Raw genomic sequence first — 12,516 nt, 5'->3', positions numbered from 1 at the left:
AAACGGGCGGCTCGGTCCGGTGCCGCTCCTACCCTGGCCGGGGAGGCGGAGCATGGACGAGGCGGAGCGCGCCCGGCGGGCGGCCGCCGGCCGCGCGGCCGCGGCGGAGCTGGCCGGCCGGGGCGTGGTGGCGGTGGCCACCACCTGGGTGGACACCAGCGGCATCACCCGGGTCAAGGGGGTGCCGCTGGCCCGGCTGGCGCACGCGGCCGCGCACGGCGTCGGTGCCTCCCCGGTGTTCGACACCTTCCTGCCGGACGACTCGGCGGTCACCGGCCGGTTCGCCGGCGGCCCGGTGGGAGACCTGCGCCTGCACCCCGACCTCGACCGGCTGGCCGTGCTGGCCGCGCTGCCCGGCTGGGCGTGGGCACCCGCCGACCGGCACGGCCAGGACGGGACGCCGCACCCGCTGGACGGCCGGTACCTGGCCCGCCGCGAGGCCGGCCGGCTGGCCGCCGCCGGGTTCGCCGTCCGGGCCGCGTTCGAGATCGAGTGGGCGCTGTCGGCCGGCGACGGCACCGAGTTCGTCCCGGCCGCCACCGGCCCGGCGTACGGCATGGCGCGGCTCGCCGAGCGGGCCGGATACCTGCGCGACCTGCTGGCCGCGCTGGCGGCCGCCGGCGTCGCGGTCGAGCAGGTGCACCCCGAGTACGCGCCGGGCCAGTTCGAGGTCTCGGTGGCGGCCGAGGGCCCGGTCGGCGCGGCCGACACCGCCGTGCTCGTCCGCGAGACGATCCGGGCGGTCAGCCGGGGGCACGGGCTGCGCGCCTCGTTCTCCCCCACGGTGGTGGCCGGCGGCGTCGGCAACGGCGCGCACGTGCACGCCAGCCTGTGGCGGGACGGCGTGAACCTGATGGCGGGCGGCGGCGGGCCGCACGGCCTGACCGGACCGGGCGAGGCGTTCGCCGCCGGGATGCTGGCCCGGCTGCCGGCCCTGCTCGCGGTGGGCGCGCCCGCGGTGGCCAGCCACCTGCGCCTGGTCCCCTCGCACTGGGCGGGCGCCTACGCCTGCTGGGGCCTGGAGAACCGCGAGGCGGCGCTGCGCTTCGTCGCCGGCCCGCCCGGCGACCGGTGCGCGGCGAACATGGAGGTCAAGTGCTTCGACCCGGCGGGCAATCCCTACCTGGTCATGGCCGCGCTGCTCGCCGCCGGCCGGGCCGGCCTGGCCGAGGGGGCGCGGCTACCGCCGCCGGTCCAGGTCGATCCGGCGACGCTGGCCGCGGACGCCGGGGTCGCCCGGCTGCCGGTCGCGCCGGAGGAGGCCGTGGCGGCGTTCGAGAGCGAGCCGGCGCTGCGCGCGGCGCTGGGCGAGGCGGTCATCGACACCGTCGCCGCCGTCCGCCGCGGCGAGATCGCGCTGTTCGCCGGCGCCTCCGCCGAGGAGGTCGTCGCCCGCACCCGCTGGCGGCACTGACCGCTGAACCGGCACCGGCCCAGCACACCGGCCCGGCGCCGACCAGCACCGACCGGAACCCGGCCGGGTACCGACCTGCACCTTGAATCGGCACTGACCGGACCCCGGCCCGCGCCGATCAGCCGAACACCGGCCGGCGCCGGTCAGAGGGCGTCGACGAAGCGTTCGGCCTCGTCCTGGTCCATGCCGGTCTCGCCGCGCACCAGGTGGACGGCCTGCTCGGCCCGCCCGCCGGCCTTGAGCTCGCGCACCCGGCTCGCCAGGTCGGGCCGCGCGTCCACCGGCGCCGGCGCGTTCAGGTGGGCCGGGCGGTAGCGGGCCATGATCGGCACCTCCCACAGGTCGGCGCCGCCGGCCACCGCGTCCACGACCCTCTTGGCGTCCGCCAGCCCGAGGCCGGTGGCCTGCCGCAGCACCTTGATGGCCTGGATCGGCTGCTGCTGCCAGACCAGCGTGTTGACGCGGTCGCGCAGGTCGCCGGTGCCCCACCCGGTGGGCGCCGGCCGGCCGCGCTTCAGGATGGAGACGACGATCCCTGCGACGGCGAGGACGAAGACGACCAGGAAGAGGAGTATCAGCAGTTCCATGGGGCCTATCGACGGCATGCCCGCATCGTATGCCGATCACCCGGCCGGTGCGAGGCCCCGGACCTTGACCGGCAACGGGCACTCCGGCCGGGTGAGCGCGTGGTAGGAGACCGACGCGGCGAGCAGGCCGAGCCCCCACACCGTGTACCCGAACATCTCCATCGACACCGTGAGCTGGTCGCCGCCGCGCAGGCCGCCCTTGCCGAGCACCCACGCCGTCATCCCGGCCAGCCCGAAGTAGCCGGTCAGGCTGGCGCCGACGAAGTACCCGGGGCCGAGGACCAGCCACCGGGGGACCGGCCGGCCGGCGAGCGGCACCACCCAGCGCGGCCAGATCCGGCCCCACCGGTGCACCAGCGCGAGCGGCAGCACGGTGCCGGCCAGGCTGACCAGCAGCAGGAAGACGGTGAACGGATCGAACCCGAGGTCCACCGGCCGGCCGAGGGTCAGGTGGTCCCGCACCACCGCCCCCACCCGGGACAGGTAGCCGGCGACCGCGGCGTAACCCGCCAGCCGGGCCCAGCCGGGCGTGGGGTCGGTGCGCCGCTCGGCCGAGCGGCCGTGCACCCGGCCGCAGGCGGCACACCCCTGCCGCAGCCGGTTCCCCTCGGCGGCGGCGCAGGCCAGCGCCAGCGCGCCGCCCACCGTTCCGGCGGCCCGGATGAGCAGGCTCGCCCAGTCGTCGTAGTCGGCGAACAGCATGGACGCCAGGCTGATGGCCAGCATGTACGAGTACAGCACCAGCCCGGCCCCGGCCGCCCACGTCACCACGACCAGCGCCCGCCGGGCCGCGACCGGCCACCGCCGCCCGGCCCGGGCCGCGATCAGGGCGCACGCGCCGGCGGCGGTGAACCCCAGCGTCACCGCGGCCCACCGGCCGGGGGCGAACGGCTCCTCGGGCGGCGCCCACCGCGTCCCGGGGTTCAGCAGCCACCACGACTGGACGGCGCCGTAACCGAACGTCCAGCCCGCCGCGGCCCATGGCGCCCAGCGCGCCGATAGAAGTCCCATACCCCGACCCTCCCGCCCGCCGCCCGGCCGCTGGTTCCCCCGGCCGGGGGAGACCGCTCCCGCCGCCGGTGGATCTTCGCCGCCCGGCGGCCGGACACGGCCTGGACCGGCGCGCGGCGCGGGCTGGACCGGCGCGGGCTGGACCGGCGGGGCCTGGACCGGCGGGGCCTGGACCGGCGGGGCCTTGAGCAGTGCGGCTTGCGAGGAGAGGTCCTGGATCGGCGGGAGAGCCGCATCATCGCGGGCGGCCGGGTCGCGGGCGGCGGGGGCCGGTCGGCCGGTGCCCGAGGCCGGCCATCGGCCCGGTCACGCCCGGTCACACTCGGTCGGGCGGGTCGGGGGCGACGTCGGCCAGGCGGTGACGCAGGAAGGCGCGCTCGGGTTCGGTGCCGGCCAGGTCCAGCGCCTCCCGGAAGGCCGCGGCGGCCTCCCCGCGCCGGCCGAGCCGGGCCAGCAGCTCGGCCCGGGCCGCCGGGTAGGGGTGGTGGCCGCGCAGCCGTGGCTCGCCGGCCAGCCCGTCCAGCAGCGCCAGCCCGGCCTCGGCGCCGTCGCGCATGGCCACCGCCACCGCCCGGTTGACCGCCACCACCGGGGACGGCGTCAGGCCGAGCAGCACGTCGTACAGCTTCACCACCTGCGGCCAGTCGGTGGACGCCACGTCATCGGCCTCGCCGTGCAGCGCGGCGATCGCCGCCTGCACCCCGTACGGGCCCGGTGGCCCGCCGGTCAGCGCGGCCACCACCAGGCCGCGGCCTTCGTCGATCATCGAGCGGTCCCAGCGGGCCCGGTCCTGGTCGCCGAGCAGCACCGGCTCGCCGTGCGGACCGGTCCGCGCGTCACGCCGGGCGTGCACCAGCAGCATCAACGCCAGCAGCCCGGCCACCTCCCGCTCGGCGGGCATCAGCCGGCGCAGGATCCGGGCCAGCCGGACGGCCTCCCCGGCCAGCGCCGGCCGTTGCAGGTCAGGGCCCGCGCTGGCCGCGTACCCCTCGGTGAAGATCGAGTAGATGACCTGGAGCACGCCCGGCAGCCGCTCCGGCAGCTCGTCGAGTCCGGGCACCCGGAACGGGATGCGCGCCTGCCGGATCTTCCGCTTCGCCCGGACGATGCGCTGCGCCATCGTCGCGGGCGGGACCAGGAAGGCCCGGGCGACCTCGGGGGTCGTCAGGCCGGCCAGGCAGCGCAGGGTCAGCGCCGCGCGGTCCTCGGCGGCCAGCGCCGGGTGCGCGCAGGTGAAGAAGAGCTGCAGGCGCTCGTCGGGCAGCTCCCCGTCCAGGGACGGGGCGGGCGCGGTGGCCCGCTCCGCCTCCAGGTGCAGCGCGGCCAGCCGGGCGGCGTACGCCTGGTCGCGGCGCAGCCGGTCGATGGCCTTGCGCCGGGCGGTGGTCAGCAGCCACGCGCCCGGCCGGTCCGGCACGCCGTCAACCGGCCAGCGGGTCAGCGCCGCCTCGATGGCGTCCGCGGCGACCTCCTCGGCCAGGTCCAGGTCGCCGAACCGGCCGGCGAGCGAGGCGAGCAGCCGGCCGTGCTCCTCGCGGAACACCGCCACCACCGACGCCTCGGCCGGTGCGGCCGCCGGCTCCGGTGTCCCCGGCGGCTTCGGCGGAACGGCCCGGCCGGCGTCGCCTCGCTCGCCGCTCATCTCAGAACTCGGCGACCGGCCGGACCACGACCGCCCCGCCGCCCCGCGATCCGGGGCAGCGCGCGGCCCAGTCGAGGGCGACGTCCAGGTCCGGCACGTCGATGACGTAGTAGCCGCCGAGGATCTCCCGGGTCTCGGCGAACGGCCCGTCGGTGACGCTGCGCTCGCCGCCCGCGACCTGGACGGTGGTGGCGGTGGTCAGGTCGGCCAGCGAGTGCCCCGAGACGTGGATGCCGGCCTCGTGGACGGCCTTGTCGTAGGCCATCCACTCCTCGAAGGTGGCGGGGTCCTCCGGGCCCTCGCAGCCCGGCTCGACGGTGGCGGAGTAGATGAGCAGCATGTACTTCATGGTGGTTCTCCGTTCGTAAGTGCCCGGGGGCACGCTTCCTACGACACCACGACGAAGGGCCGGCCGTCATATCGACCGAGCATTCGAAAAATCTTGCTCCGCATCCGGCGCTAGGCGGGGGCGGCGATCTGCGCGGCCAGGTGCCCGGCGCCGTAGCCGTTGTCGATGTTGACCACCGCGACCCCCGGCGCGCAGGCGTTGAGCATGGTCAGCAGCGGCGCCAGCCCGCCGAACGCGGCGCCGTACCCCACCGACGTCGGTACCGCGACGACCGGCGCCGCGACCAGCCCGGCCACCACGCTCGGCAGCGCGCCGTCCATCCCCGCGGCGACCACCACTGCGCGGGCCGAGCGCAGCAGCTCCAGCCGGGCCAGCACCCGGTGCAGTCCGGCCACCCCGACGTCGACGACCAGCTCGCACTCCCGGCCCAGGTAGGTCGCGGTCAGCAGCGCCTCGCGGGCCACCGGCAGGTCGGAGGTGCCGGCCGCGACGACCACCACCCGGCCGCCGCTCGGCGCGGGCGGCTCCGGCGGCCAGGCCAGCAGCCGGGCGTCGGGGTCGTGGCGGGCGTCCGGCAGCTCGCCGAGCACCGCCGCGGCGTGCCCGGCGGCGGCCCGGGTGAACAGCGCGGTGGCACCGCGGTCCCGGACCGCGGCGGCGATGCCCGCGACCTGCGCCGGGGTCTTTCCCTCGCAGTACACCGCCTCCGGATATCCCCGGCGGCCGGCCCGGTCATGGTCGAGCTCGGCGTAGGCGGCGAGGGCCTCCGGCGGGGTCCAGCCGCCGGTCACCGGGCCTCCCCGGCGGCGTCCACCAGGGGGAGCGTGAAGGCGCCGGACTGGATGCCGCCCAGGTCGACGGCCACCGTGCGGAACCCGGCGGCGCGCACCGCGTCCCGCACCGCGGCCCGGAGCTCGCCGCCGACGATCCGCGGCAGGTCGGCGAGCGGCACCTCGATGCGCGCCACGTCGCCGTGGTGGCGGACCCGGCAGTCGGCGAAGCCGAGGTCGCGCAGCGCCTTCTCGGCCCGCTCGATCTGGGCCAGCTTGCCGGGGGAGACCTCGGCGAAGTGCGGGATGCGGGAGGCCAGGCATGGCGCGGCCGGCTTGTCCGCGCAGGGCAGGGCGAGGGCGCGGGCCAGCCGCCGGACCGCCGCCTTGTCCAGGCCGGCCTCGGCCAGCGGGCGCAGCACCCGGTGCTCGGACGCGGCCCGGTGGCCGGGCCGGTCCGGGCGCCGGGCGTCGTCGGCGTTCTCTCCGTACGCCACCGTCGCCAGGCCGTACCGGGTGACCACCTCGTCGGAGATCCGGGTGAACAGCTCGTCCTTGCAGTGGAAGCAGCGGTCCGGGCCGTTGGCCCGGTAGGCGGCGATGTCGCCTTCATGCGTGGTGACCTCGACGACCCGGGCGCCGACGAAGGCGGCCACGTCGTGCGCGGCCAGCCGCTCGTCCGCCGCCAGGCTGGGGGAGACGCCGAGGACGGCGACCACCTGGCCGGGGCCGAGCGTCCGGACGGCCAGCGCGAGGAGCAGGGAGGAGTCGACGCCGCCGGAGAAGGCCACGCCGAGCGGGGCGGTGCCCGCCAGCAGGGCCGCGACGCGGCCGGCGTCGGCCGCGGCGGCTCCGGTCAGCATGGGAGCCGCTTCGGGGCTCATGCGGTCTTCCTCCTGGGGTCGAGGGGAGCGCGGGTATCAGCGGCTTGAGGTGGGATCCGCACGGATCGCCGCCGCTGCCAGTTCACCCGATGAACCGGCCGCACCGCAACGCCGGACCCTCGGCCCTCGTTCGCCACCGCCCTCCGGACCCCTGGCCACCGCCCTCCGGACCTCTGGCCGCCACCGGCCGGGCCGGCGTCGCGCTGGGCGGGGGCGGCCGGGCGCGCCCATCGCGGGCCGCCGGACACGCGTGGCCGGGAGCGGTGCCGGCTCCACCCCGGCACGGCTCTATGGAATATCAGACTTATTAGGTTTGTCGGCGTTGCTGGATTTACGCGGAAAACCGCATGAAATCGGATATCTCCGAGCCGCTCGTCAAATGCTGGCACGGGCTGTCACCGGGTAATTCTGCGGATGTTTCAGCTCCTCGGGGACCGGTTATCTTTCCAGCGTCTCGGTGGTGATCATGCCGGGTCGTACAGCGAAACCCCCCGTCAGACGATTCGGCTTTTTTGCCGGATGGGCCCGGGAGGTCGGTTTTGCTGGTCCTGGCGTATACGCAGCGGCGTGGATTCTGCAGAGTATTGTCCGGATTCTTGGCCGGTGCGGTCGGGCTGACCTCGGTGGCGCATCCGGCGGCCGCCGCCGCGCCCGCCGGCCGAATCGATCCGTCGTTCGTCATCGACTGCGGCCCGGACCGGACCGGCCCGGCACTGACCCTCACCCGGGAACTGCGACCGGACGGCGACCGGGTCGCCGTCACCGTGCGGCTGGCCAACCCCGGCCGGGCCGACGCGCGGGACGCGGGCTTCGGTCAGGACCTCGGCGCGGTGCCAGGCCAGGCGGCCCTGGCCGGCGCCCGGGCGAGCGCGGGCACCCTGAGCTATGAGAAGCCGGTGCTCCGCTGGACCGGCGACGTGCCCGCCGGGCACGCGGTCCGGATCAGCTACGCCATCCGGCCGCCCGCCGGTGAGTTCTCCATCCCGACCCTGGACACCACCGCCGGCCGGACCTGCCAGGAGAAGGACAAGGCGGGTGGCACCGCCCACGGCACGCCGAAGCCGCCGGTCACCGCCGGCCCGGCGTCGAAGGCGGCGGCCCCGAAGGCCGTGGCGAGCTCGAAGGCGGCGGCCCGCCCGGGCGCCGGTGCGGCCACGTCGCCGGTCACCGGCACGTCCGCGAAGCCCGCGGCGGGAACGTCCGCGAAGCCCGCGGCGGGAACGAGCACCGGGCCGGGCAAGGCGACCGGTACCGGCCCGATGGCCGGCCCCGCCGCCGGACCGGCGACCCCGGGCGCTGCGCCGGCGCGTCCCGTGCCCGCCGCCCGGCCGGGCGCCGCGCAACCGGGCCCCGGGCAGCCGGCCGTTGGGCCCGGTGCGCAAGGAAGCGGCCCGGCCGCCGAGCCGGGGGCCGGCACGAGCGCCAAGCCGGGCGCCACGAGCGCCGACCCGGGTGCCGCGTCGAGCGCCGGGGCGAAGAGCGGGCCGGGGGCCGGGCCGGCCGGCGCGACGGGTGCGAAACCGAGGAGCCCGGCGGCCGGGAAGCCGGGGAGCGGCCCCGATGCCACCCGGCCCGGTACCGGCCGGGCGGACCAGGCCGAGTCGGTGCCCGGTGCGGGCCGCAAGGCGGCGCGAGCGCCGATCACCTTCGGCCAGCGGTACCTGGACAACTACCGTGGCTCGGTGACCCGGGCCGGCAACACCCTGGTCACCTGCTACCCGCCCGCGGTGGCCGACTGCCTGACCCGCCGCTTCGGCAGCGGGAACAACAACGTCGCCGCCACCTTCGTCGACGTGGACAGCGACGCCTCGACGTTCAACTCCAGCACCGCCGACCTGACCCTGACCCCGGGGGCCCAGGTCGCCTACGCGCGCCTGTACTGGGGGGCGCGCAGCCAGACCACGACCGACACCCCGGGCCTGCCGGCCGGTAACAGGTTCGCCCCCAACATCGCGCTGCGCGGCCAGATCTCGCTCAAGGTGCCCGGCTCGGCCACGTACCAGACGATCACCGCGTCGCCGGGCGACATCGGTGACACCCCGGACAACGTCACCGCCGCCGGCATCGTCTACGGTGCCTCGGCGGACGTGACCGCGCTGGTGTCGAACGCGGGCCCGGGCACCTACGCGGCGGGCAACCTGCAGGTGGCCCGCGGCTCGGACGGCCTCGGCGCGTTCGGCGGCTGGTCGCTGGTGGTCGCCTACCGGGACCCGAACCTGCCGCTGCGGAACATCTCCATCTTCGACGGGTTCCTGGAGCAGCAGAACAACACTCCGGCCACCACGATCACCCTGTCCGGCTTCCAGACGCCGGTCACCGGCAACGTGAACGTGCAGCTCGGCCAGATCGCCTACGACGGTGACAACGCCATCGTCGGCGACTCGCTGAGCGTCAAGAGCACCAACGGGCCGCTGACCGTGCTCACCGACGCGCTGCACCCGGCGGACAACTTCTTCAACTCCACCATCGCCAACCTGGGCACCCAGGTGACCGACCGGAACCCGACCTACACCAACACCCTCGGGTACGACTCCAACATCATCAATGCCTCGTCGGCGTTCCGGAACAACGACACCTCGGCGCAGTTCACCTTCAGCACGGTGGGCGACGCGTACTGGCCGCAGGCGTTCTGGACGCAGATCGACCTGCACCAGGCGAACATCCAGTCCACCAAGAGCGCCCAGGTGGTCGGCGGCGGCACCCCCAGGCCCGGCTCGGTGATCCAGTACACCATCACCGCGACCAACACCGGCGACGACAACGCCGTCAACGTGCTGCTGGCCGACCCGATCCCGGCGAACACCACCTACGTCCCGGAGACCATCGTCATCGCCAGCGGGCCGAATGCCGGGCCGAAGACCGACGCGGTCGGCGACGACCAGGCGGAGTTCGTCGGCAACACCGTCCAGGCGCAGCTCGGCGTGGGCGCCGGGCCGTTCAACGGCGGCACGCTGGTCCCCGGACAGTCCACCTCGGTGACCTTCCAGGTGACCCTGGACGCCACCGCGGCCGGCACCTCGGTGGTCGACAGCTCCACCGTCACCTATGCCAGCGCCGACACCCCGACCCAGGTGGGCACCTCCACCGCCACCACCTCGACCGTGGTGCCCGCGCTGGTGTCGTCGATCACGCTGCTGAAGACGGCGTCGCCGAGCACGGTGACGGCGGCCGGGCAGGCCATCGCCTACTCGTTCCTGGTCACCAACAACGGCGAGACCACGCTGACCGGGGTCACGGCGGCCGACACCGCGTTCTCCGGGACGGGGACGCCGCCGGTGATCACCTGCCCGGTGACCACGCTGACACCGGGGCAGTCCACCACCTGCACCGGGTCCTACGCGGTGACGCAGGCCGACGTGGACGCGGGGGCCATCGTCAACACCGCGGTCGCCACCGGCACGCCGCCCACCGGGCCACCGGTCACCTCCACCCCGTCCACCGTGACGGTGACCGCCGCCGCGGTCTCGAGCATCGCGCTGCTGAAGACCGCGTCGCCGACCCAGGTGGGGGCGGCCGGCCGTACCGTCACCTACTCGTACCTGGTGACGAACACGGGTAACACGACGTTGACCGCGTTGAGCGTGGCCGACACGGTGTTCACCGGGACGGGTACGCCGCCGGTGATCACCTGCCCGGTGACCACGCTGTCGCCGGGCCAGTCGACCACCTGTACCGGCACGTACGTGACCACCCAGGCCGACGTGGGCAACGGCGGGGTACTGAACACCGCGGTGGCGACCGGCACGCCGCCGTCCGGGCCGCCGGTGAACTCGCCGCCGTCCAGCGCGACGGTGACGATCCCGTCGACGCCGAGCCTCGCGCTCAGCAAGACCGCCTCGCCGGCGACCGTGACCCAGGCCGGCCAGACGGTCACCTACTCGTTCGCCATCAGGAACACCGGCAACCGGACGATGAACGGCATCGCCGTCACCGAGACGGCGTTCTCCGGAACGGGTGCCCCACCGGTGGCGACGTGTCCGGTGTCCACCCTGGCACCGGGCGCGACCACCACGTGTACCGCGACGTACGTGGTCACCCAGGCGGACATCAACGCCGGCACGGTGGCCGACACCGCGGTCGCCTCGGGTACCCCGCCGGGTGGGACGCTGGTGAACTCCAACCCCTCCAGTGCCACGGTCACCGCCACCCCGCTGCCCAGCCTCGCGCTGCTGAAGACCGCGTCGCCGGCCACCGTGCCGTCGGCGGGCCGGACGGTGACCTACTCGTTCCAGGTGACCAACACCGGTAACACCACGTTGACCTCGTTGAGCGTGGCGGACACGGTGTTCACCGGGACGGGTACGCCGCCGGTGATCACCTGCCCGGTGACCACCTTGCAGCCGGGCCAGGTGACCACCTGCACCGGAACGTATGTCACCACCCAGGCCGACGTGGGCAATGGCGGAGTGCTGAACACCGCGGTGGCGACCGGTACTCCGCCGTCGGGGCCGCCGGTGAACTCGCCGCCGTCCAGCGCGACGGTGACGATCCCGTCGACGCCGAGCCTCGCGCTGAGCAAGACCGCCTCACCGGCGACCGTGACGCAGGTGGGGCAGACGGTCACCTATTCGTTCGCGATCGTGAACACCGGTAACCGGACGATGAACGGGATCGCGGTGGTGGACACGGTGTTCTCCGGGACGGGACCGCCGCCGGTGGTCACCTGCCCGGTGACCACCCTGGCGCCGCAGGCGTCCACCACGTGCACCGGCACCTACGCGGTGACCCAGGCGGACATCAACGCCGGCACGGTGGCGAACACCGCGGTGGCCTCGGGTACGCCACCGGGTGGGTCGCTGGTGAACTCCAACCCCTCCAGTGCCACGGTCACCGCCACTCAGCTGCCCAGCCTGGCCTTGCTGAAGACCGCGTCGCCGGCCACGGTGCCGTCGGCAGGCCGGACGGTGACCTACTCCTATCAGGTGACCAACACCGGTAACACCACGCTGACCGCGCTGAGCGTGGCCGACACGGCGTTCTCCGGCACCGGCCCGCCGCCGTCGATCACCTGCCCGGTGAGCGTGCTGCTACCGGGCCAGGTGACCACCTGTACGGGCACGTATGTCACCACGCAGCCGGATGTGGGGAACGGCGGGGTGCTGAACACCGCGGTGGCGACCGGTACTCCGCCGTCGGGGCCGCCGGTGAACTCGCCGCCGTCCAGCGCGACGGTGACGATCCCGTCGACGCCGAGCCTCGCGCTCAGCAAGACCGCCTCGCCGGCGACCGTGACCCAGGCCGGCCAGACGGTGACCTACTCGTTCGCGATCGTCAACACCGGTAACCGGACGATGAACGGCATCGCCGTCACCGAGACGGTGTTCTCCGGGACGGGTGCCCCGCCGGTGGCCACGTGTCCGGTGTCGACGCTGGCCCCGGGCGCGGCCACCACCTGTACCGCGACGTACGTGGTGACTCAGGCGGACATCAACGCCGGTACGGTGGCGAACACCGCGGTCGCCTCGGGTACCCCGCCGGGTGGTTCGCTGGTGAACTCCAACCCCTCCAGCGCCACCGTCACCGCCCCCCAGTTGCCCGGCATCACCTTGCTGAAGACGGCGTCGCCGGCCACGGTGCCGTCGGCGGGCCGCACGGTGACCTACTCGTTCTTGGTGACCAATACCGGTAACGACACACTGACCTCGTTGAGCGTGGCCGACACGGTGTTCACCGGTACCGGTACCCCGCCGGTGATCACCTGTCCGGTGACCACCCTGCAACCCGGGCAGTCGACCACCTGTACGGGCACGTATGTCACCACGCAGCAGGACGTGGGCAACGGCGGGGTGCTGAACACCGCGGTGGCGACCGGTACTCCGCCGTCCGGGCCGCCGGTGGACTCGCCGCCGTCCAGCGCGG

Annotated in this window: 8 protein-coding genes; 2 read left to right on the top strand and 6 right to left on the bottom strand. The window is 75.0% G+C overall.

What is annotated here, in order from left to right:
• Positions 1-52: 52 nt before the first annotated feature.
• Positions 53-1,414, top strand: a complete 1,362-nt coding sequence (locus Sru01_RS33475) for a glutamine synthetase family protein (RefSeq protein ID WP_203994391.1) — start codon at positions 53-55, stop codon at positions 1,412-1,414.
• Between the two features lie 143 nt (positions 1,415-1,557).
• Here Sru01_RS33475 and Sru01_RS33470 read toward each other — a convergent pair whose 3' ends face one another.
• The 6 genes from Sru01_RS33470 to larE all read right to left on the bottom strand — a co-directional run bounded on the left by Sru01_RS33470 (position 1,558) and on the right by larE (position 6,657).
• Positions 1,558-2,019: a ribosomal protein L7/L12 gene (locus tag Sru01_RS33470; RefSeq protein WP_203994389.1), complete on the bottom strand. Its 462-nt coding sequence runs from the start codon at positions 2,017-2,019 to the stop codon at positions 1,558-1,560.
• Positions 2,020-2,037: 18 nt separating this feature from the next.
• Complete coding sequence (locus tag Sru01_RS33465; protein ID WP_203994387.1) at positions 2,038-3,012, bottom strand: hypothetical protein; 975 nt, start codon at positions 3,010-3,012, stop codon at positions 2,038-2,040.
• Between the two features lie 316 nt (positions 3,013-3,328).
• On the bottom strand, positions 3,329-4,654 hold the full coding sequence (locus tag Sru01_RS33460; RefSeq protein ID WP_203994385.1) for an RNA polymerase sigma factor: 1,326 nt from the start codon (positions 4,652-4,654) through the stop codon (positions 3,329-3,331).
• Between the two features lies 1 nt (position 4,655).
• On the bottom strand, positions 4,656-5,003 hold the full coding sequence (locus Sru01_RS33455) for a YciI family protein (RefSeq protein ID WP_203994383.1): 348 nt from the start codon (positions 5,001-5,003) through the stop codon (positions 4,656-4,658).
• Between the two features lie 110 nt (positions 5,004-5,113).
• Complete coding sequence (gene larB / locus Sru01_RS33450; protein WP_203994380.1) at positions 5,114-5,794, bottom strand: nickel pincer cofactor biosynthesis protein LarB; 681 nt, start codon at positions 5,792-5,794, stop codon at positions 5,114-5,116.
• Positions 5,791-6,657 (bottom strand): ATP-dependent sacrificial sulfur transferase LarE, encoded by an 867-nt coding sequence (larE, locus tag Sru01_RS33445; protein ID WP_203994377.1) that lies wholly within the window; start codon positions 6,655-6,657, stop codon positions 5,791-5,793. Before larE ends, larB begins: the two co-directional genes overlap by 4 nt.
• A gap of 596 nt (positions 6,658-7,253) precedes the next feature.
• Here larE and Sru01_RS33440 point away from each other — a divergent pair.
• Positions 7,254-12,516 (top strand): beta strand repeat-containing protein (locus Sru01_RS33440; protein ID WP_203994376.1); only part of this gene is annotated, 5,263 nt, incomplete at its 3' end.

Origin of the sequence: Sphaerisporangium rufum (assembly GCF_016863395.1) — a bacterium.
GTDB classification, from domain to species: Bacteria; Actinomycetota; Actinomycetes; order Streptosporangiales; family Streptosporangiaceae; genus Sphaerisporangium; species Sphaerisporangium rufum.
Note: the sequence above shows the minus strand (reverse complement) of the source record. Positions and strands in the feature narration are given on the sequence as shown.

Coding starts and splice junctions, on each gene's coding strand:
- Sru01_RS33470 (WP_203994389.1), bottom strand. CDS start 2,019: ATGCCGTCGATAGGCCCCATGGAACTGCTGATACTCCTCTTCCTGGTC.
- Sru01_RS33465 (WP_203994387.1), bottom strand. CDS start 3,012: ATGGGACTTCTATCGGCGCGCTGGGCGCCATGGGCCGCGGCGGGCTGG.
- Sru01_RS33475 (WP_203994391.1), top strand. CDS start 53: ATGGACGAGGCGGAGCGCGCCCGGCGGGCGGCCGCCGGCCGCGCGGCC.
- Sru01_RS33460 (WP_203994385.1), bottom strand. CDS start 4,654: ATGAGCGGCGAGCGAGGCGACGCCGGCCGGGCCGTTCCGCCGAAGCCG.
- larE (WP_203994377.1), bottom strand. CDS start 6,657: ATGAGCCCCGAAGCGGCTCCCATGCTGACCGGAGCCGCCGCGGCCGAC.
- Sru01_RS33455 (WP_203994383.1), bottom strand. CDS start 5,003: ATGAAGTACATGCTGCTCATCTACTCCGCCACCGTCGAGCCGGGCTGC.